This is a genomic window from Pseudomonas taetrolens (assembly GCF_900475285.1).
In the GTDB taxonomy this organism is placed as follows: Bacteria; Pseudomonadota; Gammaproteobacteria; order Pseudomonadales; family Pseudomonadaceae; genus Aquipseudomonas; species Aquipseudomonas taetrolens.
In genome coordinates, this window is sequence record NZ_LS483370.1 from 4,267,154 (window position 1) to 4,291,804 (window position 24,651).

The window sequence follows — 24,651 nt, forward strand, 5'->3', positions numbered from 1 at the left end:
AATCAAACCTGAAAGGCGTCCTGGTAAAACGGGCCGCCTTTTTTGCTGACTCCTTTGCTTTTGATGGAAATCGAGATGACCGATCAGACTACCCGCCTGCCGATCCGCCGCGCTCTAATCAGCGTTTCCGACAAAACCGGAATCCTTGATTTCGCCCGTGAACTGGAAGCCCTCGGCGTCGAGATCCTGTCCACCGGCGGCACGTTCAAGCTGCTGCAAGATAACGGCGTGGCTGCAGTTGAAGTTGCTGACTACACCGGCTTCGCGGAAATGATGGACGGTCGGGTGAAAACCCTGCACCCGAAAATCCACGGCGGCATCCTCGGCCGTCGCGGCATTGACGACGCCATCATGAACGAGCACGGCATCAAGCCGATCGACCTGGTAGCCGTCAACCTCTACCCGTTCGAAGCCACCATCTCCAAGCCAGGCTGCGACCTGCCGACCGCGATCGAAAATATCGATATCGGCGGCCCGACCATGGTCCGTTCGGCTGCCAAAAACCACAAAGACGTGGCCATCGTGGTGAATGCCAGCGATTACGCCAACGTCCTGCAAAACCTCAAGGCCGGTGGCCTGACCTACGCCCAGCGCTTCGACCTGATGCTCAAGGCGTTCGAGCACACCGCAGCCTATGACGGCATGATCGCCAACTACCTGGGCACCGTGAACCAGGCCGCAGAAACCCTGAGCACCGAAGGTCGCAGCCAGTTCCCGCGCACCTTCAACAGCCAGTTCATCAAGGCTCAGGAAATGCGCTACGGCGAGAACCCGCACCAGAGCGCGGCGTTCTATGTTGAAGCCAAGCCTGCCGAAGTCAGCATCTCCACCGCGACCCAGTTGCAAGGCAAGGAACTGTCCTTCAACAACGTGGCAGACACCGATGCCGCACTGGAATGCGTAAAAAGCTTCGTCAAACCCGCCTGCGTTATCGTCAAGCACGCCAACCCGTGCGGCGTGGCAGTCAGCCCGGACGCCGAAGGCGGCATCCGTCAGGCTTACGAACTGGCCTACGCGACTGATACCGAATCGGCATTCGGCGGCATCATTGCATTCAACCGCGAGCTGGACGCCGAAACGGCCAAGGCTATCGTTGAGCGTCAGTTCGTCGAAGTCATCATCGCCCCGTCCGTCAGCGAAGAAGCCCGCGCTATCGTGGCTGCCAAAGCCAACGTACGCCTGCTGGCATGCGGCGAGTGGAGCGCAGAGCGCACTCCGGCCTGGGACTTCAAACGCGTGAATGGCGGTTTGCTGGTACAAAGCCGCGACATCCAGATGATCGGCAGCGAAGACCTGAAAGTCGTGACCAAGCGCGCACCGACCGAGCAAGAGATCAACGACCTGATTTTCGCCTGGAAAGTGGCCAAGTACGTGAAATCCAACGCCATCGTCTACGCCAAGAACCGTCAGACCATCGGTGTCGGCGCGGGCCAGATGAGCCGCGTAAACTCGGCCCGTATCGCTGCGATCAAGGCCGAACATGCTGGCTTGCAGGTTCAAGGCTCGGTCATGGCATCGGACGCATTCTTCCCGTTCCGTGACGGTCTGGACAACGCGGCCAAGGCCGGTATCACTGCGGTGATCCAGCCAGGCGGCTCGATGCGCGATAACGAAGTGATTGCTGCTGCCGATGAAGCCGGCATTGCCATGGTGTTCACCGGCATGCGTCACTTCCGCCACTAAAACACCGCTTCCCCATGCCTCTGTAGGCGCGAACTTGCTCGCGATGCAGGCGACACGGTCCAGCCATCTGGGCCGTGGTGATGCGATCGCGAGCACGCTCGCTCCTACAGAACATAGAATTCCCGAATTCAGCGTCATCCGAGGTTTTTGAAATGAATGTTTTGATCATTGGCAGCGGTGGCCGCGAACACGCTCTGGCCTGGAAAGTCGCTCAGGACCCACGTGTGGCCAAAGTATTCGTTGCCCCGGGCAACGCCGGTACCGCCATTGAGGCCAAGTGCGAAAACGTCGCGATCGACGTGCTGGCCCTTGAGCAACTGGCTGACTTTGCCGAGAAAAATGTTTCCCTGACCATCGTTGGCCCGGAAGTACCACTGGTTGCCGGTGTCGTGGACCTGTTCCGCTCCCGTGGCCTCGACTGCTTCGGCCCGACCGCGGGCGCTGCCCAGCTGGAAGGCTCCAAGGCATTCACCAAGGACTTCCTGGCGCGTCACAAGATCCCGACCGCCGACTACCAGAACTTCACTGAAATCGAACCTGCGCTGGCTTACCTGCAAAAGGTCGGTGCACCGATCGTGATCAAGGCTGATGGCCTGGCCGCGGGCAAAGGCGTTATCGTCGCCATGACCCTGGCAGAAGCCGAAGACGCCGTGCGCGACATGCTTGCAGGCAATGCGTTTGGCGAAGCCGGCTCACGCGTCGTGATCGAAGAGTTTCTCGACGGCGAAGAAGCCAGCTTCATCGTCATGGTCGATGGCAAGAACGTATTGCCAATGGCGACCAGCCAGGACCACAAACGTGTTGGCGACGCTGACACCGGCCCTAATACGGGCGGCATGGGTGCTTACTCCCCTGCTCCAGTGGTCACGGCCGACGTCCACAAGCGCGTCATGGATCTGGTGATCTGGCCGACCGTGCGCGGCATGGCTGAAGAAGGCAACGTCTACACCGGTTTCCTGTATGCCGGCCTGATGATCGACAAAGCGGGCAACCCGAAAGTCATCGAGTTCAACTGCCGCTTCGGTGACCCGGAAACCCAACCGGTCATGTTGCGCCTGCAGTCGAGCCTGGTCCTGCTGGTCGAAGCCGCACTGGCTCAAGCTCTGGACAAGGTAGAAGCTCAGTGGGATCCACGTCCGAGCCTGGGTATCGTACTGGCCGCCGGCGGCTACCCTGGCGACTACGCTAAAGGGGCCGTGATCCACGGTCTGGATGCGGCTGCACAACTGGAAGGCAAGGTTTTCCACGCAGGCACGGCCCTTGACGATGCGGGTGAAGTGGTCACTTCCGGCGGTCGCGTACTGTGCGCTACAGCCATGGGCGACACGGTTGAGGCCGCTCAACAGCAAGCGTATGCACTGGCCAAAGCCATCGAGTGGGACGGCTGCTTCTACCGTAACGACATCGGCTACCGAGCCATTGCACGCGAACGTGGCGACGTCTAGAAATAAACAATCCATACGGATAGGCGGGGGCACCCAGCCCTTGCCTAACTGTTCCAGCGCCGCGCATAGTTCACCTCTGGCTTCACTTTACGAAGGGATTTCGCCTTGCGCTGGCTCAGGATCGCCATAGCTTTAACTGTGAGTTTGCTGACCGCTTTGCTCGTCTCGCTGCCGGCACATTCAGCCACAGGCAGTACCTGGTCAGTCCTGCCGGACCCCCAGGGTGACCTGCAACTGAGCGATGTTCGCTCTGCACGATTTACCAATCAATTCAGTCCCATCGAACTCGAACAATTGGCCGCCGCTGAACCCGGCGAGGCCCTTTGGCTGCGCTTTCGGTTACAGCCCCAAAAAAACCAACAGGTTGTGCGGATCTTTGCACCCGACCTGGCTCGGTTGGACATGTACGTCCTCGATGATCAAAAACTGATCAACGAAATCACCACGGGCAATGACCTGACCCAGGCACAAAAACCTCTGCCGAGCAGCGACTACCTGTTGCCCTTGCCTCAGAGCCCTCATGAACTCGATGTTTACCTGCGACTGGTCTCCGACCACCAGGTACGCCCGCATATAACACTGGACACCGCCGTCATGCTTGCCGCAAACCAAGGCATGCCCTTGCTCTATGGCCTACTGCTCGGCTGCCTGATCATGCTGGTACTGCATAATCTTCTGCGATTTGCCTTCACCCGTTCCATCAGCAGCCTGTGGCTCGCTATCTGTGAAATCCTGCTCCTGAGCAGTACTGTGCTGTTCTTGAACTTGCTAGGGGACTGGCTCCCGGACTGGCGTATCACACACACTCCCGGCGCCTATCTGGCCTTGCTGATCACTGCGCCTTGCGGGCTGATGTTTACCTACACCTTCTTCTCGCCCCGTGGCCCGCATCCGCTGAATAAACTGTTGTTGGCCGACATTCTGATCATCACCCTCGGTGGCTTGCTGTTGCTGTTTATCGACACCCTGCCATTGAACCTGATGACCTACGGCCTGGTCGGGCTGGCCAGCCTGAGCATCCTGCTGGTTGCGGCTTATCACTGGCAAAAGGGCTACCGCCCTGCCCGTCTGTTCGTGGCGGCCATGGTGCTATTCAATATTGGCACTTTGGTGATTCTGCCTGCACTCGTGAGTTTGACGCTGATTGCCCCGCAAGAGCTGATTCTGGCGCTGATGCTGGTGGTCTGTATCAGCGGCTGCCTGATGAGTGTTGCCTTGAGCGAACGCAACCGCAGCATCACTGAAAGTCAGTTCAGCATCAGTCGCGACCTGGCAGCCAGTAACGCTGAGGTCAATGCCAAGACCGAATTTCTGTCCAAGATCAGCCATGAGATCCGCACCCCCATGAACGGTGTACTGGGCATGACCGAGCTGTTGCTGGGGACACCGTTGTCGGTCAAACAACGTGACTACGTGCAGACCATCCACAGCGCTGGTAATGAACTACTGACGCTGATTAACGAAATACTTGATATTTCCAAACTCGAATCGGGGCAAATTGAACTGGATGATGTGCAGTTCGACCTCAACGCATTGATCGAAGACTGCCTGAACATTTTCCGTACCAAGGCCGAGCAGCAGAATGTCGAGCTCATCAGTTTCATTCAGCCACAAGTCCCGCGCGTCATTAGTGGCGACCCTACGCGCTTGCGCCAAACCCTGTTAAGTCTGCTTGAAAGCTCCCTGAAGAAAACCACCGAAGGCGAGATTCTCATCGTCGTGGCCCTGGAAGAACGCAGTGGCCCGCCACGGTTACGGATTGCCATTCAGGATTCCGGCCAACCAATGGATGATCAGGAGCGCGAGGCCCTGTTGCACGCCGAACTGCACAGCAAGAACTTCCTTGCCGCTACCCGCTTGGGTGGTCATCTGGGGCTGGTGATTGCACGCCAGCTGATCATGCTGATGGGTGGAGAATTCGGGATAAAGACCGGGCAGACCACGGGCAGCAATCTCTGGCTGACCTTGCCTCTGGACCCACAACACCTCGAACACCCGACTTCCGACCTCGACAGCCCGCTCAAGGGGGCTCGAGTGCTGGTGGTCGATGACAACGACACCTGCCGCAAAGTGCTGGTGCAGCAGTGCTCGGCCTGGGGCTTGAATGTCAGTGCCGCAGCGTCGGGCAAAGAAGCCCTCGCCGTGCTGCGCACCAAAGCTCATCTGCGTGATTACTTCGATATCGTTTTGCTGGACCAGAACATGCCCGGCATGACCGGCATGCAACTGGCTGCCAAGATCAAGGAAGACCCGAGCCTGAATCACGATATTTTGTTGATCATGCTCACCGGGATCAGTAACGCACCGAGCAAGATCATCGCCCGTAACTGCGGAATCAAGCGCATCCTGGCCAAGCCCGTGGCAGGTTACACCCTGAAAACTACCCTGGCCGATGAGCTGACCCAACGCAACAAGGGCCATAGCGCTGCACAAACGGCCAACAATGGCCCGGCGGCTGCGCCCGTCTCAGTGCCCGCCGACTTCCGTATTCTGGTGGTCGAAGACAACAACATCTCCACCAAGGTCATCCGCGGGATGCTGGGCAAGCTCAACGTGCAACCCGATAACGCCTGTAATGGCGAAGAAGCCTTGCAAGCCATGAAAGCCCATCGCTACGACCTGGTGCTGATGGACTGTGAAATGCCGGTACTCGACGGGTTTTCGGCGACCGAACAACTCCGGGCCTGGGAAGTCAGCCACCAACGCGTTCGTACGCCGGTGGTGGCATTGACCGCGCACATTCTGAGCGAACACAAAGAGCGCGCCCGACAGGCTGGAATGGACGGCCACATGGCCAAGCCGGTAGAACTGTCCCAACTGCGTGAGCTGGTGGAGTATTGGGTCGCGCAACGCGAGCTGCGTGAACCTCATGCCCAGTGGAACCAGACGTAAGCCGACAGATTGTTGGCAGCCTGATAGACTTTCGGCGCCCTCCTTCTATGTGAGCTCCGACCATGCTCCATGTGTTATTCAGTGTGTACTTGAAGATGCTGGTGCTCTACAGCCCGTTCTTCGTGCTGTCGTGCTTTATCAGCCTGACGCGTGGTTATTCTAAAAAAGAGCGCCGGTACCTGGCCTGGAAGGTCGCACTGGCGACACTGGTCTCAAGCGTATTGCTGTACCTCTTTGGCCGGGTGATTTTCAACGTCTTTGGCATCACTGTGGATGCGTTCCGCATCGGCGCCGGTAGCGTGCTGTTCATCTCCGCCCTGGGCATGGCTCAGGGCAAGTCTGCAGTACAGACTGACAACGTAAACCAGGACGTCACCATCGTACCGCTGACCATCCCGCTGACCGTAGGGCCGGGCACTATCGGTGCGTTGCTGGTGATGGGGGTCGGGCAGCCGCACTGGGACGACAAGTTGATGGCCATTGTGAGTATTGCGCTGGCCAGCCTGACCGTTGGCGTAGTGCTTTACCTGTCCGGCCGGATTGAACGCATTTTGGGGGAGCAAGGGCTGCAGATCGTCAGTCGCCTGATGGGGCTGTTCGTCTGCGCCCTTGCCGCACAGATCATCTTTACCGGCATCCGGGGCTACATGGTGCCCTGAGCCACCCCCACAACCGGGCGAATGGTTTCAGGGCTGCGGGGCCTTCAGCGGATGAAAGAACTGCTCTGAAAGCCCCGCCAACCGGCTTCGGATACCCGCCCGATAGCGGTCGTAGATCTCCCGGCGAAACAGGAAAACACCGCCGTCGGGGCGAATGCTCAAATCGCGGAATGTCTCTTTCCAGAACAAAAAGCCCTCGACGTCTACCGTCGACGTCAGCTTGATGGCGCAAAACAGAATCATCAATTCATTGCTGGCGGTCAGTTCGCAAGGCGTGGCCTTGATGATCACGCTCCTTGCGTTGCCCATGGAGCGCTGAAACAAATCCATGGCCGTTTGATCCAGGTCCAGCGCCGAGAAAGAGGCACGCAGCTGCTGCGACAGTGCGATCGACCCCACGCTGCCATACACTTGGCAGGTCAATTGATAGAAACTCTGCAAATCCGAAGCGAACAGTGTTTCAGGATCAATGAACGCTTTCAGTTCGCAGCCGAACTTGATCAACCGTTGCTGGTAATGATTCAGCCAACTGATGCTCAAGGTGGTCTGATCATATTTTTTGCTGGCTGACAGGTCGGCATACAGCATCAAGTCCATCACATCCTGACGATCCTGCTCTGTAACGTCTTTGGCAAAAGAAACCAGGTTTCCCGCCACCAGCACCGCCTGTTGACTCATGTCTCGCTCCTGCCTGCCCACTCAGCCGGTACAAGCGGGATGCCCACCTCAACCACCAGCGTCTCCTGCTGGGTACCGAGGGCCGAGAGGATTTTGCTTCGTACGCGGGCGTAATTAGGGATATCCAGCTCCGAGCGCGTGACCGTCGTCACCACATCCCCGTCCACGTCGAGACCTGAAAAGCGCCGTGTCAGCAAATCGTCAGCGAATGCCACTCGCGCCTTGAAGCCAATATGGATGGACACTGCCAGCGCAGCAGGGTCTACCAGCGTCACCTGCAGCGAAACCCGTGAAGCGGGGGCCGAATCTTCTGTAACGCACATCGCGGTGCGCATCAGGCCGGCCTCGTCAAAGACCTGCCTGGCCAGCGGCGTGCGCGTCAGTGCCGTCAGTGCACGGCTGACGGCGTCAAGCCGAACGCTGCCTCCGTCCTCCAGCACACTCCCCAGTTGCAAGGTCAGCAACCGGGAGACACTCATGACCTGTCGGGGCGAAGGCTGATTGCTTCGGGTCTGAACCAGCGTCGTAATCCACCGGGCCTCTTGCAGGGCCTTGACCTGGTACTTGTCCCATTCAAGCGCCTGACAGAACTTGTCGGTCCTGGAGTTGGCATAGAGCTGCGCAAATAGCAGCGACTGCACCACGTCCTCTTTGTGCTCAGGCGTCAGTGACTTCGATAACAGAAGCAACTGCCCTGCCACCACTTTCACGTCATAGTCCATGTTGAAAAGTCTCCATACCGCGGCACAGGCAAGGCCCCAACAGCACTCCCGTGGTCACGATTCAAAAATTAAAAGCGCACGTTGGCAAAGAAGTCATCGGCGGCACCGTCGAGCTTCGACAGAATCGTGCGTTCATGCCGCTGATAATGCGCAAAGTTCAAATTGACCATGGTCGCCGCCTTTTTGATTTTCAAGTTGGAGGTTTTCCACTTCCAGAACCAGGCGCCGCCTTCAAGACTCGAAAAGTGACACTCCAGCCCGGTAAATACCGACACACCTATGCCCCCGGGCGACTCCATGCAGGGCATGATCTGGCAATGACCGACCGAGTCTTTCTTGCTGTTTTTGTCAAACAGGTTAATGGTAGGCGCGTCCTGTTTTATCGCATCAAAGACCCGACCCAACAGTTCCAGAACCGCCTGGGTATTTGCCCCCGCGACCATGCTCACAATATCCATAACGATACTGTCCATAGAGACATTGGCCTTGGAAGTGTCGTGATCGGAGAACACATAACTGGTAAAAAGCCAGCCGCAATGACGCATGCTTTCGACATAAGCCTCATGCCAGCGTAGTGCCTGGGTTTTGCGATCGGCCCTGCTGTCTGCATATTGCTCTGACAATTGCGTGCTGTTCATTGCGGCATGGCGTTTGTCCGGCGAGAGGCCATCGGCAAAGGCGATGATGATCGGCGCCTTTCTGCCTACCACGGCGCCTGCTTCGTCTGATCCCGTCGGCAGGTCCGAAGCCCCCTGCATTTTTCCGGATGCCGACAACGCACTCATTCTTGCGAAGCGAGGCTGGGGCGGCATTTTCATGCGATTAAAAAACTGTTCACTTTCACGTTCAGTTGGCAATGCGTGTTCAGTCATCAACATACACAGAAGTCCCATAAAGTTTAAAAGTGCCGAATCATTAGTTACCCGACACTTTAAAAACTAGACGTCAAAAACCCTGGCCGCCAACCTTAACGCCATACTGAATATTACAAATTTTTCGAACTTAGCTTGTACCAACCCGAAGAACAAAGGCATTCAAAAGACAGGACTAAATACACCACAAAACAAAGTAAGCAAACCCACTTACTCTTGTCTAAATATTCATTAATCAGCAGAAAAAACCTACTCAATCACGATAACGCGCTGCACACGTCTGTCCGATATAAAACGCCCTGACAACAATGACCCCTCCAGGGCCATTGTTGTTAAACGTGATCCAGGCCGGTATCAGGGTTTTTCGCCGTACCAGCGCGGCGTGTACACCCACTCCCGACCATCGGCACGCGGGAAAGTGCAGGTGGTGGACGAACCGATCAGCACCATGGTGCGCATGTCGACTTGTTCAGGGGTCAGTTCGCCGAGCGTGGTCACACGCAACGTCTGCCCGGGGCGGCCGATATCCCGCCCCAATACCACCGGCGTTTGCGCAGTGCGGTGGCGAGCGACGACTTCCAGTGCAACCCCCAGTTGCCAAGGCCGCGACCGGGAGATCGGGTTATAGAACGCCAGCGCCAGGTCAGCCTCGCAGGCGAGGTCGAGGCGCTTTTCGATGATGCTCCACGGCTTGAGATTGTCCGAGAGTGACATCACGCAAAAGTCGTGGCCCAACGGTGCCCCGGCCTGTGCCGCGGTGGCCAGGGAGGCCGATACCCCCGGCAACATTTCCAGCTCAACGCTGTGCCACTGCGGGTCGCTGGACGCGTGCAAGGCTTCAAGGACCGCCGCTGCCATAGCAAACACGCCAGGGTCGCCCGACGACACCACCACCACTGAACGACCCTGAGCCGCCAGCTCGAAGGCATGCCGCGCGCGCTGCATCTCTTCACGGTTATCAGTGCAGTGCAGCACTTGATCGTCGCGAAACGGCCCGGCCATGCGCACATAGGTTTCATAGCCCAGTACATCGTTGGCCCGGGCCAGTTCGGCCTTGACCGCGGGCACCATCAGGTCGGCAGCGCCAGGGCCAAGACCGATGACGGCCAGCCGTCCGCGAACACGGCCGATCTGTTGCGGGTCCAGAGGGCCCGGAGCCGCCCCAAGCGCCAGGCCATTATCCGCTTCATGCCATGCCAGCGTTTGCCCAGCGACAGCCAAGGTCTGTTCACCCGGACTGACAAAGCGCAACGGCACACCCAGCTCCGCCGCGGCTTCGTGCACCTGCATGTTTGCCATCAAGGTGTCTTCGGCAATGAGACAGGCCAGGGATTGCCACGCGAGGCTGGCGGCGTGCAACGCGTCACGAACGGCTTGCGCCAGTTCAGGGGTCGGCGTGCAGACCCTCGCCACGAGATTGCGCGGGTAGATCAACAGCTCATTGGCGGTCGGCGTACGCTCAGCGCTGCCCACATGGATCGCCAAACGAGCCTGCTGACTCTCAGGCAATTGCGCGCGGGCCAGCCACGGTGCGTCGCCTTCGATGCGCACCGGCTCGCCCGCCAGCAAATCAGAGACAAACCGTTTGCCCAGCTCCAGGTCGCCCAAGGCATAGCCGCTCGGCGGGTTCAGCAAACAGGTACCAAAACGCAGTTCGCCGCTGGTGGTGATCGCGGGAGCCACGGCCAGGTGTGCCGCGATTTCCCGCGCCAGGTCGTTCACCCCGCCCAGCCCACCCAACAACGGCACGACCGCGCTGGCGTCTTCAGCCACGGCCAGGACGGGCGGTTCGGCGCCCTTCTCCAGCAGTACCGGCGCCAGCGAACGAATCACAATACCTGCGGCGCACAATGCGATGATCGCCGTGTCCTGCTGATACAGCTGACGCAAGGTGGCGCCAAAATCACTGTAGGTGCAGTCAGCGCCTTCAACGCGCTGCGCCAGACCGTGAATCCGCGCCTGCGGGTAGCGTTGCTGAATACGCCGCGCCGTGTTCAGGCTGCCATTGCCCAGGATGACAATGGCCGGTGCGCCGCGACTCACCCTTGCCACCGTTCACCGGGCACGATGATCAGAGAGAAGTAAGGCGAAGACATCGGCTCGACTTCATTCAACGGCACGATTTTCTGGTTGTTCATGGTCGCGCGCTCAACGTACAGCGCACGCTCGGCCAACCCCAGCTCACCCAGTACTTCGCGCACTTTGTGAAAGTTGCGCCCCAGCTTCATGATCACCGCTGCATCGGCGTCGGCCAGGCGGCGCTTGAGTTCATCGTGAGGCAACACGCCAGACAGCACCGACAGGCTCTGGTTGCGGTACACCAGCGGTACGCCAAGCACCGAAGCGCCACCCAGCATCGAGCACACACCCGGGACTACTTGAGCTTCAAAACGCTGCGCCAGACGGTCATGCAAGTACATGTAAGAGCCGTAGAAGAACGGATCGCCTTCGCAGATCACCGCCACATCGCGGCCGGCCGCCAGATGCACGGCCACTTCTTCAGCCGCCTCGTCATAAAAGTCGCTGATCACTTGCTCATACGACAACGGCGCCGGCAAGGCTTCCGTGGTCACCGGGTACACCAGTGGCATCAAGGTTTGAGCGCCTTGCAGGTGCGCTTCGATGATGCCGAACGCATTGCCCTTTTTGCCTTTGGCGACAAAGTAAGCCACCACCGGCGACTCACGCAGCAGGCGCAAGGCTTTTACCGTAATCAGCTCGGGATCACCCGGGCCAACGCCCAAACCGATCAAACGTCCAGGTTGCGTCATCATTCGATCTCCGTCGCCAAGGCGTTAACCGCTGCAGCGGCCATTGCGCTGCCGCCGCGACGGCCCTGCATGATCACAAACGGCACTCCGCGGCTGTCGGCCGCCAACATCGCCTTGGATTCGGCTGCGCCGACAAAACCGACCGGGAAGCCCAGAATCAGTGCCGGCTTCGGAGCACCGGCGTCGATCATTTCCAGTAGGTAAAACAAAGCGGTCGGTGCATTGCCGATCACCACCACACTGCCTTCCAGGTACGGACGCCACAGCTCGAGCGCGACTGCCGAGCGGGTGTTGCCCAGTTCCAGAGCCAGCTCCGGTACGCCTTCTTCGCGCAGGGTGCAGATCACCTGATTGTTGGCGGGCAAACGGGTCCGGGTAACCCCCTCGGACACCATTCGCGCATCACACAGGATCGGTGCACCGGCGGCCAGGGCATCACGCCCGGCCTTGCCCGCGCCCGGCGAAAAGCGCAGGTCGTCAATGGCATCAACCATGCCGCAGGCGTGAATCACTCGTACCGCGAGTTTTTCCAGGTCTGCCGGGATGCGATCAAGGTTGGCTTCCTCACGAATAATGGCGAACGAGTTGCGATAGATCTCTTGACCATCGCGGATGTAATCAATCATCAGTGTTGCTCCATTGGCGGGCCTCAAGCCAGGCGCTCGCCGCTTCAATAGTAAGGTTTCGCTCACGCAGAACGCCGAAACCCGGCTGTTCTGCGGTACGTAAATAAAGGTCGTAATGACCGGGTGCCACCGCCAGCAGCGTGACTGGCGCTTCGTGGGCCGCCGCACAGGAACGCGGGCAGCCGGTCAGGTGAATACTCAGCGGGCGGGACAAGCCCGCCGCCAACTGGCGGGCATCCTGTTTGGTGTCGGCCAGGCCTTTCGCGCAGGCGCTGGAGCCGGTGCACGCGACCAGATGCGCCAAGGGATCAGCCGCCTCACAGAGCAGGCCCAGCGCCTGTAGTCGAGCGGTGACGCGTACAGCATCTGCCGCCGAGATATGGGGCAACAACACGCTTTGCCACGGGGTGAAACGCAAGGTGCCGTCTCCGTGTTCACGCGCCACCTGCGCCAGCCCGTTGAGCATCAGCGCATCCAGCCGCCCCAACGGTGCAACGGCGCCAATCCAGACCCGGCCCGATTCTCGCTGTGGGTAAGTGCCGATGTGCAGCGGTTTGGGATTGATCTCGCGGTGCCAGCCCGTCAGTGGAATCAGGGCAACGCTCAGTCGTTGCGCCAGCAGCTGAACACACTGCGCAACGGGCACCTCCTCAAGCAGATGGCGCATCCGGGTTTGCTCAGGGCGGGCCAGGTCGAGAAACAGTGTGAGCACAGCCAGCACCAGTTCATGGCCCGCCGCAACAGGCACCGCAGCCAATGCCGGGGTGTGCGCCGGGCAACCGGCCAGGCCAAAGGCCAGCAGCGTCTGGCCATCCTGCTCACACGCCGACAACCACAGGTCGTGATGATGTTCGAGCATCGCCAGCCCTTCGCCACCGTCCAGTTGCACGGCGAACTTGGCCGACAGCTCGGCCAGGCGCGGAGTGGTTTCAAGGCTGGCGAGAATCTGCCGGGCCAGGGGCCAGGTATCGATCGTCATCTGCGGATCAATGCCCGCGCTCGGGCTGAGCATCAGGTTGCGCACGTCATCGCTGGCCGCGTGGCTCGGGCCTAGCCCGGCTGCCAGCAACGGCGCAATCAGCTCCGTGTGCTGCGGGCCCACCCCGCGAATTTGCAGGTTGCCGCGATTGGTCGCTTCGATCACCCCGCTGGCATAGCGCTGAGCGACTTCGGCCACGGCCACGGCCTGATCGGCAGTGATCGAGCCGCCCGCCAGCTTGACCCGGCAAATACCGCCGTCCATCGCCTGGACGATACGCAGCAACCCCGGACAAGCCGAAGGGCGCACGGGCGTCGTGGCAGAAGGTTGAGGTGGCAAGGTCAAAAGTCGGTCCAGAGAAGGCTAGGCGCGCGTGCGGATCGCGCATTATGCCTGCTTTGGCCGTTGGCATGAAAAGCCTGGATACGATACGTCTGACGTATGGCTTGGCGGCCATGGCCGGATCGTGCAGGTGTGCGCTGGATCGCAGCGGCGCTGTTACTGCGTGACGGCTGTGACTTGCTCAATGTGCTGGGCTGGCGCCTGCAGCCTGAGGCATAACGAACTCACCCTTGTAGCCGCCGGACGCGGCCTCGTTTTACTCGTGCGCGGCTACCAAAGGCATCCGCAGGCCAAGGCGCGTATCATGCGTCGAGTATCTGCGGGCCAGTGCGGTCGGTGCGGATGGATCAATCGACGTTGAACAAGAGGATTGGCATGTCGCCCTGGCTTACAGTTGTGGGAATCGGTGAAGATGGCTTCAAAGGCTTGGGCAAAAACGCCCGCCGTGCCTTGCTGGGTGCAACCCGGGTGGTTGGCGGGCCGCGTCAGCTCGACTTGCTGCCCGCCTGTGTCCGCGCCGAGCGTCTGACCTGGCCCAGCCCGTTTTCGCTGGCACCGGTGCTGGTGTCACGCGGGCAGCCGGTTTGCGTGCTGGCCAGTGGCGACCCGATGTTCTTCGGCGTGGGCGCCAGCCTGTCTCGCGCAGTACCGTGCGACGAGATGCTGATCTTGCCTGCGCCGTCCTCCTGCTCACTGGCTGCCGCTCGTCTGGGATGGACGTTGCAGGATGTGGTCACGCTGTCAGTGGTCGCCCGTCCCCTTGCCGCACTCAATGCCCATTTGCACAGCGGTGTACGCCTGCTGGTGCTGAGCAACGATGGCAACAGCCCGGCGGCCATCGCGGCCCTGCTGCGCGAACGCGGCTTTGGTCCCAGCCGCCTGAGCGTATTTGAACATCTGGGCGGCCCGGCCGAACGGCAAGTCGTGACCAGCGCCAATGACTGGAGCGGCACGCCGATCGCCGACCTCAACCTGGTCGCCATTGAATGCCTGGCCGATGAAACCGCCCGACCACTGTCACGGGTTGGCGGCTTGCCCGACAGCGCTTTCCGGCATGACGGCCAACTGACCAAACGCGATGTACGCGCCATCACCCTCGCCCGCCTCGCGCCGTTACCCGGTGAGTTGCTGTGGGACGTGGGCGCGGGCAGCGGCTCGATCGGCATCGAGTGGATGCGCACCTACCCGAGCTGCCGCACTCTGGCCATCGAGGCCGATGCCGGGCGCCAGCAACTGATCGAACACAACCGTGATGCGTTAGGCGTACCCGGTCTGCAATTGATTCGCGGCAAGGCCCCGCACGCCCTCGCAGGCCTGGAAAGGCCGGATGCGATTTTCATCGGTGGCGGCGTCACACGCGAGGGCGTGCTCGAAACCTGCTGGCAGCAGCTCAGGCCCGGCGGCCGGCTGGTGGCCAACGCCGTGACGCTGCAAAGTGAAATGCGCCTGATGAGCTGGCGCGAGCAGCATGGTGGCGAACTGACCCGCGTGCATGTCGCGCAGGCCCAACCGCTGGGCGAGTTCGACACCTGGCGGCAAGCCCTGCCGATCACACTTCTTGAAATGACCAAACCCCACGATGCGTGACGAAACCGCCGAACAACCCGCGCCCCTGCGCAGTGGCCTGACCACCGGCAGCTGCGCCACTGCCACCAGCCTGGCTGCCGCCCGTTTGCTGCTCAGCGGCGTCAGCCATGATGCCGTGGAAATCACCTTGCCCAAAGGCAAGGTTGTCACGATGCGCCTGGAGTTCTGTCGCCTGCTCGATGACGGTGCCGAAGCGGGCACGATCAAGGATGCCGGCGACGATCCCGACGTGACCCACGGCGCGTTGCTGTACTCCCGCGTACGCCTCACACCGCAGCCGGGCATTGGCTTTATCGCCGGCCAAGGTGTCGGTACCGTGACCCGCCCGGGTCTGGTGCTGGGCGTCGGCGAGCCGGCAATCAACCCGGTGCCGCGCAAAATGATCACCGGTCACTTGCTGCAACTGGCGCAAGAGCTCGGTTATAGCGGCGGTTTCGAAGTGACGGTCAATGTGCGCGATGGCGAAGCTCTGGCGCTGAAAACCATGAACCCGCGCCTGGGGATTCTCGGCGGGCTGTCCATTCTGGGCACCAGCGGTATCGTCCGGCCGTTCTCCTGTGCGGCGTACATCGCCTCCATCCATCAAGGCATTGACGTCGCCAAGACCAATGGCTTTCTGCACATTGCTGCCTGCACCGGCAATGCCAGCGAAGACACCATGCGCCGGGTCTACAACCTGCCCGAAATTGCCCTGATCGAGATGGGCGATTTCGTCGGGGCCGTACTCAAGCATCTGCGCAAAGTCCCTGTGGATAAGTTAAGCCTGTGTGGCGGCTTCGGCAAAATCAGCAAACTGGCCGCCGGGCATATGGATTTGCACAGCCGGCATTCCAGCATCGACCTGCCGCAACTGGCCGACTGGGCCGCCGCCATCGGCGCCGATGCCACGCTGCAAGACGCCATCCGCCAGGCCAACACCAGCCAGCAAGCATTGGCGATGGCCAGTGCGGTCGGGATCGCGCTGGGCGACGCCGTGTGCCAGCACGCTCTGGACTTCGCCCGCAGCGTCGTCCCGGCACAGGTGCAGGTCGAAGTGTTTGCCATTGACCGTCAGGGCGGGATCGTCGGTCACGCCGGAGCCTTTGCATGAAACGCCTTTTATTGCTTGGCGGGGTGACCGAAGCCCTGGCCATCGCCCGGACACTGCCAGCGCACCACGTGTACAGCCTGGCTGGCGTGGGCCGCGTGCCCGGGGATCTGACGTGCCAGGTACGGGTCGGAGGCTTCGGCGGCGCCCAGGGATTGGCTCAGTACATCTGCGATCAAGGCATTGACCTGTTGCTCGACGCCACTCACCCCTATGCCGCTCAAATCAGCCAGAACGCCGCTCAGGCGGCAGCCATCTGCGCCATCCCGTGCTGGGCCTTGCGTCGCCCGGCCTGGCAGCCGCAGACAGGCGACGACTGGCGTGAAGTCGCTGACTGGGCCGAACTGGTCAACGCGCTGAAACCCTTCCAGCGACCGTTCTTTACCCTGGGCCGCGAGCCACTGGCGCACCTGGATGAAATCCCCCAAGGCCAATTCTGGACCTTGCGCGCCCTCGACCCGTATCCGGGCAATGCCCGCTGCGACGTCATCGGCGCACGCGGCCCCTTCTCCCTCAACAACGAACGCACCCTGTTCGAACAGCGCCGGTTTGACGTGCTGATCAGCAAAAACAGCGGCAGCAGCGCCACCGAACCCAAACTCGAAATCGCCCGGGCACACGGTCTGCCGGTGCTGATCCTCAAACGCCCGGTGCTGCCTGCGGTGGAACGCGAGTTATGGACGGTGGATGAGGTGTTGCAGGCTTTGAACACCCAGGGTTTTGCATAGAATCTATTTGTTACATGACGCAAAGCGTTTGATCATCCTGTTCGGCGGTGGGCAAAAGCCCAGTCAACAGCAGGGCACCAGATCATTCCGATGAGTAGAGTGCCCATTACCCACCAGATTTCTCCTACATGAAATACAGAACCAAAGAGCCGCATATTGTTTAAACTTGCGCGACGTTTCACCGCATACCCGACCTTTTTACTTACGCTGATCATTCAGGCTTAATAGTCGCCTTGATCGCTTGATTCACGGAATCCGTCATGTCCCGACAACGGTTTGCATTTGCCTGGATCGCCTGCTTCGCAGTGCTGTTCAACATGCTCGCCATGTCGATGGCCGGTGCGATGCCCCGGTCAGATCGTGCGCCCGTCGAACAGTTCATGGTCAGCAGCTTTTGCACGTCCATGGGCACCAAAATGGTCTCGGTATCGCTGGGGACCTTTGAGCCCGGTGACAGCCAGCCAGATGATCACTCCACCATGCAGCATTGCTGGTGCTGTTCAGGCTCGGCCCCGTTGGTGGCCTTGCCCGCCCATGTGCCCACGCTGTACTTCGCGGCCATCGAACATGGCCACAGCCTGGTCCCGGATCACCTCAAACGCCCCACCCCGCGCCAGCAATGGCCGAGCCTCAACCCCCGCGCTTCGCCTCTGGCCTGATTCATCCCCGCACCCTTTTGCGCCTTGAATCGTTCCGGAGAATTGCCATGTTGAACCTGTCACTGGTCAAGCACGCCCTGATTGCGGCGGCCTTTTTGCTGCCTGCCACTTTTGCCAACGCCCATCAATACAAAAGCGGCGAGCTGGATATCGCTCACCCATGGTCCCAGGAGCTGCCGCCCAACGCACCGACGGTGGCGGCGTATTTCGTGATCCACAACACCGGGAGCAGCGCCGACCGCCTGCTCAGCGTCGACACCCCGATTGCCGACAAGGCCGAGTTGCATGAGCACGTGATGCAGGGCGACCTGATGAAAATGCAGCCGGTACCGAGCGTCGACGTGCCCGCCGGCGCCACTGTCACCTTTGCGCCCATGGCGTACCACGTGATGCTGGTCGGTCTGAAAGACCGCAGCCTGCTGCAAGACGGCAAACGCTTCCCGATGACCCTGCACTTTGAAAAAGCCGGTGCCGTTCCGGTTGAGGTCAATGTGCAGAAGCAAGCCCCCGGCGCCCCTGTGGATCACGCTCACGCCCACTAACCGCCAAGGTTTTTGAACCCGGTGCGCGCCCCTCGCGCCAGGCACGCCATGTCGCAGATTCGCGGCAGTTGGTTGAGCCTGTTTGCCATGCTGATGATCTTTATCGGCCCGCTGATTTCCCAAGCGGTGCCGATGGATCATCACGCCTCCATGATCATGCCCATGTCGATGAACGTGGGCATGGATATGGATATGTCGGCCCATGCCGGGCATGGGGAACATGCAGAGCATCAGGCACCTGCCACTGATCACCACGCCATGTGGGAAAAGTGCGGCTATTGCACCCTGCTGTTCAGTTGCCCGGCGCTGCCGCACAGCCCTGATCTGACCCTGCTGGATGCGCCGCGTCCCAAGGGTTATCTGGCGTTGCATACCCGACTGGGCCATGCCCGGCAACCGGTCTTCCCCGGCGCTCGCTCCCGCGCACCGCCCGCCTTTCTTTAAGCAACCGCCTCTCTCACCACCCGGCCTGCCCGCAGCCTGCTCAAGACAGGCGCAGGTGCATGGCCGTGTCGTATCTGCTTGAAGAATGGAATGTCTATGTCCCGCTTTACTGCTGCTTACCGTTTGACCCATGGCCAAACGGTATTGCCTTTTACCTTGAGCGCACTGTGCTGCGCCCTGCTGTCACCTGCGGCCCTGGCCGAGACCTCGACCGGGCCTGTCAACGAACTCAGCCCCACGGTGGTCACCGCCGTGGCGCCCAGTTCGCCGCTGACGGTGGTCACCCACCCCAAGGACCCGCGCCAACCGGTTCCCGCCAGTGACGGCGGTGACTACCTGAAGACCATTCCCGGTTTCGCCTTGATCCGTAACGGCGGCACCAATGGTGATCCGGTGCTGCGTGGCATGTTCGGCTCGCGCCTGAATATCCTCACCAACGGCGGCATGATGCTCGGCGCGTGCCCCGGACGCATGGACGCCCCGACGTCCTATATCTCACCTGAAACCTACGACCGGCTGACGGTGATCAAAGGCCCGCAAACCGTGCTTTGGGGTCCTGGCGCGTCGGCGGGCACCATCTTGTTTGAACGCGAACCGGAGCACTTTGGCGAGCTGGGCACACGGGTCAACGCAAGCCTGCTGGCGGCCTCCAACGGACGCTTCGACAAGACCCTGGACGCCGCAGCCGGTGGCCCGCAAGGCTATGTGCGGGTGATCGGCAACACCGCCCACTCGGACGATTACAAAGACGGCAATGGCGACACGGTGCCGTCGCGCTATGACAAGTGGAACGGCGATATTGCCCTCGGCTGGACCCCGGACGCCGACACCCTGCTCGAACTCACCGCCGGCAAGGGCGATGGTGAAGCACGTTCCGCCGGGCGCGGCATGGACGGTAGCCAGTACAAGCGTGAAAGCCTCGGCCTGCGCTTTGAAAAGTCCAATATCGGCGAGGTGCTCGACAGCATCGAAGCGCAGGTCTATTACAACTACGCTGACCACGTCATGGATAACTACAGCCTGCGCACGCCTTCAGGCACCGGCATGATGGCCGGCCCCATGGCCAGCAACGTTGACCGTCGGACCCTGGGAGCGCGGATCAAAGCCACCTGGCGCTGGGCTGATTACCAGTTGATCAGCGGGATCGACGCGCAGACCAACGAGCATCGCAAGCGTTCCGGCATGGGCATCGACACCTACAAGGAGCAGAACTGGAGCAAAGACGCCGACTTCCATAACTATGGCGCCTTTGGCGAGCTGACCTGGTACGCCACCGAGCGGGATCGCGTGATTACCGGCGCACGCGTGGACCGCGCGTCAGCCAAGGATTACCGCGCAAAACTGGGCTCGGGGATGATGGCCCGCGCCAACCCCACGCTCGATAAAACCCGCGCCGACACCCTGCCCAGCGGCTTCATCCGTTACGAGCACGACCTGGCAGACAGCCCGACCACGGTGTATGCCGGCCTTGGCCATGCGCAGCGCTTCCCGGATTACTGGGAACTGTTTTCGCCGACGTCCGGCCCCACCGGCTCGGTCAATGCGTTCGATGCCATCAAACCTGAAAAAACCACGCAACTCGACGTTGGCCTGCAATACAAAACCCCGGACCTGGAAGCCTGGGTATCGGCTTACGCCGGGGAAGTCCGTGATTACATCCTGTTCGACTACAGCCGCGGCGCCTCCCAGGCACAAAACATCAATGCGCGCATCATGGGCGGCGAACTCGGGGCAGCCTATCAGTTGACCTCGCACTGGAAAGCCGACGCGACGCTGGCCTACGCCTGGGGCAAGAACAGCACCGACGGCAAGGCACTGCCACAAATGCCGCCGCTGGATACTCGCTTTGGCCTCACCTACAGCGAAGACGACTGGAGCGCCGGTGCCCTGTGGCGCGTGGTTGCCGCGCAAAACCGCATCGACCGCAACGCCGGTAACGTGGTCGGCAAGGACTACGCCAAAAGCGCCGGGTTTGGCGTGTTCTCGTTGAATGGCGCGTACCGCATCAACGCGAATCTCAAAGTCAGCGCCGGGGTCGACAACCTGCTGGATAAAAACTACAGCGAGCACCTGAACATGGCGGGTAACGCGGGCTACGGCTATCCGGCCAACGACCCGAGGCCGATCAATGAACCGGGCCGCACCCTGTGGACCAAAGTGGATGTGAGCTTCTAAACACCTGACCCGCACTCTGCAGGCGCGCGTGATCGCGCCTGCAGAACGCCAACTCATCTTCGCGGAGCCGCTCACATGAGCCAACCAACACCGTCTTTTTACAACCTGGCCTGGCGCTGGCATTTCTATGCCGGGCTGTTCGTTGCGCCATTCATGATCCTGCTGGCGCTGACCGGCATCATCTATCTGTTCAAGCCCCAGCTCGACCCCTTGATGTACGACCACCTGCTCAACGTCAGCCCGGGCCATCACCGCCTCAGCGCCGACACGCAGTTGCAGCGGGTGCAAGCCACTTATCCACAGGGCCATATCAGCCAGTACCTGCCCCCGATCAACCCTGAGCGCAGCGGACAGTTCGTCATTCATGACGGCGGGCGCGAGCTCAATGTGTTTATCAACCCATACAACGGCGAAGTGCTGGGCGAGCAAGACGCCAAACTCAACCTGCAAGCCGTGGCTCGGGCACTGCATGGCGAACTGATGATTGGCACCCTCGGTGACCGGCTGATCGAACTGGCCGCCGGCTGGGGCGTGGTGCTGGTGATTTCCGGGCTTTACCTGTGGTGGCCCCGCGGGCAATCGGCAGCCGGCATTCTGTGGCCGCGCCTGAGCCGGCGCGGCCGAGTGTTGTGGCGCGACCTGCACGCCGTGACCGGTTTCTGGGGCGCCGCGCTGCTGTTGTTCATGCTGCTCAGCGGCATGACCTGGACCGGTTTCTGGGGCAAGCAATACGCCGAACTGTGGAATCAGTTCCCGGCCGCCATGTGGATGAACGTGCCCGCCTCCGACCTTGAAGCCCGAACGCTCAACACCGCGACTCGCCAGACCGTGCCCTGGGCCATGGAAAACACGCCCATGCCGACCTCCGGCGCCCATGCCGAACACATGGCCCATGCCGGTCACTCGGCTGGCCCGGCAGCGCCCGGCGTCACCCTGCAACAGGTGTTTGAAACCGCCACGGCACGCAAGGTCGAGCCGGGCTACAGCATCACCCTGCCCACCACCGCCGAAGGCGTGTTCACCATCGCCGTGTTTGCGGACGACCCGCGCAATGACGCCACCCTGCATGTGGATCAATACACCGGCGAGGTACTGGCCGACGTACGCTGGCAGCACTACCCCACTGTCGCCCGCGTCACTGAAATGGGCGTCATGCTGCACGAAGGCAAAATGTTCGGTTCACTGAACCAGATTGCGATCCTGCTGGTGTGCCTGATGATCCTGCTGAGTTCGATCAGCGGCCTGGTGATCTGGTGGAAGCGCCGCCCGCAAGGTCGTTGGGGCGTACCGCCCTTGCGTCACGAGCTGCCGACCTGGAAAACCGGGGTGCTGATCATACTCGCGCTGGCGATTGTGTTCCCGCTGGTGGGCGCCTCTTTGATTGCCGTGTGGGCACTGGATCGCCTGGTGCTGATCTTTCGTTCAACCCGGCAACGTGAACGTCACTCATAACCAGGATTAGGCATCCGAGAGGCGCATTCCAGAGCGCTGGTTATACTGACGCGCCACGATCACCCATTGAATGGCAACACGCTGCACGCAGCATGACCCGCCGCCAGGAGGCAGCGGGCACACCTCTTGAAATAAGCGACTCACTGCCCCGATGAACAACTACCTGCTTTCCAGCCTCTGCCTGCTGGCGATCAACAGCGCCCAGGCCGACGACACCGCCCCTTCGCTGATGTTGCCCGCAGCCAGCATCACAGCGCCTGAAGTCGATGCCGAACACACCGACCTCAAGACCGCGACCAGCGCCGGCTCACGGCTGAACCTCAACAGCCTCGAAACCCCGGCCAGTGTCGAAAGCCTGAGCGGCGAACGGGTTCGCGCACGCGGCGACCGCAACGTACAGGAGGCGGTAACCCGTACCACGGGCATCACCAGCAATGGCAACCCTGGCAACGGAGGTTCATCCTACTCGGCCCGCGGTTTTGTCGGCGCAGGCTCGGTGATGCAGCTCTACGATGGCATCCGCATGTACAGCGGCGCTGGCACCGTGACCTTCCCGGTCGACGATTGGTCAGTGGAACGAATCGACGTGCTGCGCGGCCCGGCCTCGGTGCTGTACGGCGAAGGCGCGACCGGCGCAGTGATCAACGTGATACCGAAGAAGCCGTTCAGCGGCGAAATCGAAAACCGCATCCGTGTCGGTTATGGCACTGACGACACCCGGCAGCAGGCACTGGACAGTGGTGGCTCGCTGACCGACACCCTGAGCTATCGGTTAGCTATCAACCATACCCAGAGCAATGGCTGGATCGACCACGGCGACTCCGAGAACACCTATATCAGCGCCGCCCTGCGCTGGCAGGCACGCGATGACCTGGCCTTTACCCTGAGCCACGACTATGGCGACCAACAACCGCAAAACGATTTCGGCGTACCGCTGATCAACGGCCGCTACCACAAGAGCCTGCGTGACAAGCAATACAATGTGCGGGACGCCAAGCTGCACTACAACGATCAATGGACACGCCTCAACAGCGAGTGGCAGATCAACGACAACCTCGTCGCCCGCAACGAACTGTATTACCTCAAGGCCCAGCGCCGCTGGCAGAACGCCGAAAACCATGCCTGGGACGAAAACCGGCAAACCCTGCTGCGCAGTGGCTATTTCAGCATCAAGCATCAGCAGGAACAGGTGGGCGACCGTCAGACCTTCACCCTCAACCATGACCTGATGGGCCTGAACAGCAAAACCCTGGTGGGCGTCGACTACAACCGTATCCATTTCGATCTGCACAGCAATGCGCCCTATGACGATGTGGTAGACGGCGGCGAACCGATTGATCGATACCACCCGGACCGCGGCGAGTTCGTCAGCCATTCGCCGTACCGCGATCAGTTCAAGACCACCACCCAACAGGTGTCGCTGTTTGCCGAGAACCGCACCGAGCTCAGCGATCAACTGTCGCTGGTCACCGGTGTGCGCCGCGACATCGTGCACCTGGACCGCGATGACCTGATCGACCACACTCGCACTGACCGCAGCCTGTCGGCCAACAGCTGGAAAGTCGGCCTGGTGTATGAACTGACGCCGGACATGTCGGTGTACGCGCAACAAGCTACCAGCGTCGACGGCGTGGCCGGGCTGATCAGCCTGTACCCGACCGAGCAGGGTTTTGACATGGCCAGAGCCCGCCAGACCGAAATTGGCGTCAAGCAGATGTTCTGGGACCAGCGCGGCGAGTGGACACTGGCGGCGTACCACATCGTTAAAAAGGATTTGCTGACGCCCGACCCCAATAACCCGAACGTGTCGCTGCAAGTCGGTGAGCAATCATCCGACGGACTCGAAGCCAGCCTTGAGATGCAACTGCCGAACCGCTGGCAATTGCAGGCGAATGCCTCGGTGGTGCGTGCCGAATACGACACCTTCGATGATGGCGGCGTCTCGCGCAAAGGCAACCGCCCGACCGACGTGCCGCGCCGTACCGCTAACCTGTGGCTGAGCAAAACCCTCACCGATGAGCTGAATGCCGGGGCCGGCGTACGTTATGTCGACGCACGCTATGCCGACACGGCCAACACCGTTGAGCTACCAAGTTATACCGTGGTCGATGCCTCCGTGAGCTGGAAAGCCCTGCCCAAAACCACCCTGGGCCTGCGCCTGAACAATTTGTTCAACCGCCAGTACGCCATAAGCCAATACAATAGCGGCCAGCAATGGATCATGGGCGAGCCCCGCTCGTTCTTCGTGACCGCCGACTACACCTTTTAACTGGAATCCTGTCGCCGCTGGCGCAGAAGAGCGCGACCG

19 protein-coding genes and 1 pseudogene are annotated in these 24,651 nt (G+C 60.8%); 13 read left to right on the top strand and 7 right to left on the bottom strand.

What is annotated here, in order from left to right; genetic code table 11:
- The first annotated feature begins 75 nt into the window (after nucleotides 1-75).
- From purH to DQN55_RS19725, 4 genes are all read left to right on the top strand, one after another.
- The gene (purH, locus tag DQN55_RS19710; protein ID WP_048382675.1) at nucleotides 76-1,683 is read left to right on the top strand and encodes a bifunctional phosphoribosylaminoimidazolecarboxamide formyltransferase/IMP cyclohydrolase; all 1,608 of its coding nucleotides are present in this window, start codon (nucleotides 76-78) and stop codon (nucleotides 1,681-1,683) included.
- Nucleotides 1,684-1,835: 152 nt separating this feature from the next.
- The gene (purD, locus tag DQN55_RS19715; RefSeq protein WP_048382676.1) at nucleotides 1,836-3,128 is read left to right on the top strand and encodes a phosphoribosylamine--glycine ligase; all 1,293 of its coding nucleotides are present in this window, start codon (nucleotides 1,836-1,838) and stop codon (nucleotides 3,126-3,128) included.
- A 105-nt stretch (nucleotides 3,129-3,233) separates the two neighbouring features.
- Nucleotides 3,234-6,020 carry a hybrid sensor histidine kinase/response regulator gene (locus DQN55_RS19720; RefSeq protein ID WP_048382677.1) on the top strand — a complete coding sequence of 929 codons (2,787 nt, stop codon included), beginning with the start codon at nucleotides 3,234-3,236 and terminating at the stop codon, nucleotides 6,018-6,020.
- Between the two features lie 62 nt (nucleotides 6,021-6,082).
- Nucleotides 6,083-6,679 (top strand): MarC family protein, encoded by a 597-nt coding sequence (locus tag DQN55_RS19725; RefSeq protein WP_048382678.1) that lies wholly within the window; start codon nucleotides 6,083-6,085, stop codon nucleotides 6,677-6,679.
- Nucleotides 6,680-6,706: 27 nt separating this feature from the next.
- Here DQN55_RS19725 and DQN55_RS19730 read toward each other — a convergent pair whose 3' ends face one another.
- From DQN55_RS19730 to cobG, 7 genes are all read right to left on the bottom strand, one after another.
- A complete protein-coding gene (locus tag DQN55_RS19730; protein WP_048382679.1) occupies nucleotides 6,707-7,357 on the bottom strand; it encodes a hypothetical protein in 651 nt (216 codons plus the stop codon).
- Nucleotides 7,354-8,079: a hypothetical protein gene (locus DQN55_RS19735; protein WP_048382680.1), complete on the bottom strand. Its 726-nt coding sequence runs from the start codon at nucleotides 8,077-8,079 to the stop codon at nucleotides 7,354-7,356. Before DQN55_RS19735 ends, DQN55_RS19730 begins: the two co-directional genes overlap by 4 nt.
- 68 nt (nucleotides 8,080-8,147) lie before the next feature.
- The gene (locus DQN55_RS19740) at nucleotides 8,148-8,789 is read right to left on the bottom strand and encodes a hypothetical protein (RefSeq protein ID WP_126514220.1); all 642 of its coding nucleotides are present in this window, start codon (nucleotides 8,787-8,789) and stop codon (nucleotides 8,148-8,150) included.
- Nucleotides 8,790-9,305: 516 nt separating this feature from the next.
- The gene (gene cobJ, locus DQN55_RS19745; protein ID WP_048382682.1) at nucleotides 9,306-10,994 is read right to left on the bottom strand and encodes a precorrin-3B C(17)-methyltransferase; all 1,689 of its coding nucleotides are present in this window, start codon (nucleotides 10,992-10,994) and stop codon (nucleotides 9,306-9,308) included.
- A complete protein-coding gene (locus tag DQN55_RS19750) occupies nucleotides 10,991-11,725 on the bottom strand; it encodes a precorrin-2 C(20)-methyltransferase (protein WP_172601034.1) in 735 nt (244 codons plus the stop codon). The genes cobJ and DQN55_RS19750 overlap by 4 nt, the downstream gene beginning before the upstream one ends.
- Nucleotides 11,722-12,348, bottom strand: coding sequence for a precorrin-8X methylmutase (locus tag DQN55_RS19755; protein ID WP_048382683.1), 627 nt, complete (start codon nucleotides 12,346-12,348; stop codon nucleotides 11,722-11,724). The genes DQN55_RS19750 and DQN55_RS19755 overlap by 4 nt, the downstream gene beginning before the upstream one ends.
- On the bottom strand, nucleotides 12,341-13,591 hold the full coding sequence (gene cobG, locus DQN55_RS19760; protein ID WP_048382684.1) for a precorrin-3B synthase: 1,251 nt from the start codon (nucleotides 13,589-13,591) through the stop codon (nucleotides 12,341-12,343). Before cobG ends, DQN55_RS19755 begins: the two co-directional genes overlap by 8 nt.
- 453 nt (nucleotides 13,592-14,044) lie before the next feature.
- Between cobG and DQN55_RS19765 the strand changes: the two genes are divergently transcribed.
- The 9 genes and pseudogenes from DQN55_RS19765 to DQN55_RS19805 all read left to right on the top strand — a co-directional run bounded on the left by DQN55_RS19765 (nucleotide 14,045) and on the right by DQN55_RS19805 (nucleotide 24,612).
- Nucleotides 14,045-15,256 carry a bifunctional cobalt-precorrin-7 (C(5))-methyltransferase/cobalt-precorrin-6B (C(15))-methyltransferase gene (locus DQN55_RS19765; RefSeq protein WP_048382685.1) on the top strand — a complete coding sequence of 404 codons (1,212 nt, stop codon included), beginning with the start codon at nucleotides 14,045-14,047 and terminating at the stop codon, nucleotides 15,254-15,256.
- On the top strand, nucleotides 15,249-16,346 hold the full coding sequence (locus tag DQN55_RS19770) for a cobalt-precorrin-5B (C(1))-methyltransferase (protein ID WP_048382686.1): 1,098 nt from the start codon (nucleotides 15,249-15,251) through the stop codon (nucleotides 16,344-16,346). The genes DQN55_RS19765 and DQN55_RS19770 overlap by 8 nt, the downstream gene beginning before the upstream one ends.
- Nucleotides 16,343-17,071, top strand: a complete 729-nt coding sequence (locus DQN55_RS19775; protein WP_048382687.1) for a cobalt-precorrin-6A reductase — start codon at nucleotides 16,343-16,345, stop codon at nucleotides 17,069-17,071. The genes DQN55_RS19770 and DQN55_RS19775 overlap by 4 nt, the downstream gene beginning before the upstream one ends.
- Before the next feature lie 260 nt (nucleotides 17,072-17,331).
- A complete protein-coding gene (locus DQN55_RS19780; protein WP_048382688.1) occupies nucleotides 17,332-17,730 on the top strand; it encodes a DUF2946 domain-containing protein in 399 nt (132 codons plus the stop codon).
- Between the two features lie 47 nt (nucleotides 17,731-17,777).
- The gene (locus tag DQN55_RS19785; RefSeq protein ID WP_048382690.1) at nucleotides 17,778-18,272 is read left to right on the top strand and encodes a copper chaperone PCu(A)C; all 495 of its coding nucleotides are present in this window, start codon (nucleotides 17,778-17,780) and stop codon (nucleotides 18,270-18,272) included.
- A 48-nt stretch (nucleotides 18,273-18,320) separates the two neighbouring features.
- Nucleotides 18,321-18,716, top strand: a complete 396-nt coding sequence (locus tag DQN55_RS19790) for a DUF2946 domain-containing protein (RefSeq protein WP_048382691.1) — start codon at nucleotides 18,321-18,323, stop codon at nucleotides 18,714-18,716.
- A 165-nt stretch (nucleotides 18,717-18,881) separates the two neighbouring features.
- A pseudogene (locus DQN55_RS19795) lies at nucleotides 18,882-20,891 on the top strand (TonB-dependent copper receptor); the annotation flags it as partial.
- A 75-nt stretch (nucleotides 20,892-20,966) separates the two neighbouring features.
- Nucleotides 20,967-22,343 (top strand): PepSY-associated TM helix domain-containing protein, encoded by a 1,377-nt coding sequence (locus DQN55_RS19800; protein WP_048382693.1) that lies wholly within the window; start codon nucleotides 20,967-20,969, stop codon nucleotides 22,341-22,343.
- 151 nt (nucleotides 22,344-22,494) lie between these two features.
- Nucleotides 22,495-24,612, top strand: coding sequence for a TonB-dependent receptor (locus tag DQN55_RS19805; protein ID WP_048382694.1), 2,118 nt, complete (start codon nucleotides 22,495-22,497; stop codon nucleotides 24,610-24,612).
- Nucleotides 24,613-24,651 lie beyond the last annotated feature (39 nt).

Excerpts from the sequence above, each read along its gene's own strand:
- DQN55_RS19730 (WP_048382679.1), bottom strand. The coding sequence starts at position 7,357 with ATGAGTCAACAGGCGGTGCTGGTGGCGGGAAACCTGGTTTCTTTTGCC.
- DQN55_RS19755 (WP_048382683.1), bottom strand. The coding sequence starts at position 12,348 with ATGATTGATTACATCCGCGATGGTCAAGAGATCTATCGCAACTCGTTC.
- purH (WP_048382675.1), top strand. The coding sequence starts at position 76 with ATGACCGATCAGACTACCCGCCTGCCGATCCGCCGCGCTCTAATCAGC.
- DQN55_RS19770 (WP_048382686.1), top strand. The coding sequence starts at position 15,249 with ATGCGTGACGAAACCGCCGAACAACCCGCGCCCCTGCGCAGTGGCCTG.
- DQN55_RS19800 (WP_048382693.1), top strand. The coding sequence starts at position 20,967 with ATGAGCCAACCAACACCGTCTTTTTACAACCTGGCCTGGCGCTGGCAT.
- cobG (WP_048382684.1), bottom strand. The coding sequence starts at position 13,591 with ATGGACGGCGGTATTTGCCGGGTCAAGCTGGCGGGCGGCTCGATCACT.
- DQN55_RS19780 (WP_048382688.1), top strand. The coding sequence starts at position 17,332 with ATGTCCCGACAACGGTTTGCATTTGCCTGGATCGCCTGCTTCGCAGTG.
- DQN55_RS19750 (WP_172601034.1), bottom strand. The coding sequence starts at position 11,725 with ATGATGACGCAACCTGGACGTTTGATCGGTTTGGGCGTTGGCCCGGGT.
- DQN55_RS19785 (WP_048382690.1), top strand. The coding sequence starts at position 17,778 with ATGTTGAACCTGTCACTGGTCAAGCACGCCCTGATTGCGGCGGCCTTT.
- DQN55_RS19725 (WP_048382678.1), top strand. The coding sequence starts at position 6,083 with ATGCTCCATGTGTTATTCAGTGTGTACTTGAAGATGCTGGTGCTCTAC.
- DQN55_RS19775 (WP_048382687.1), top strand. The coding sequence starts at position 16,343 with ATGAAACGCCTTTTATTGCTTGGCGGGGTGACCGAAGCCCTGGCCATC.
- DQN55_RS19735 (WP_048382680.1), bottom strand. The coding sequence starts at position 8,079 with ATGGACTATGACGTGAAAGTGGTGGCAGGGCAGTTGCTTCTGTTATCG.
- DQN55_RS19765 (WP_048382685.1), top strand. The coding sequence starts at position 14,045 with ATGTCGCCCTGGCTTACAGTTGTGGGAATCGGTGAAGATGGCTTCAAA.
- DQN55_RS19805 (WP_048382694.1), top strand. The coding sequence starts at position 22,495 with ATGAACAACTACCTGCTTTCCAGCCTCTGCCTGCTGGCGATCAACAGC.
- DQN55_RS19790 (WP_048382691.1), top strand. The coding sequence starts at position 18,321 with ATGTCGCAGATTCGCGGCAGTTGGTTGAGCCTGTTTGCCATGCTGATG.
- purD (WP_048382676.1), top strand. The coding sequence starts at position 1,836 with ATGAATGTTTTGATCATTGGCAGCGGTGGCCGCGAACACGCTCTGGCC.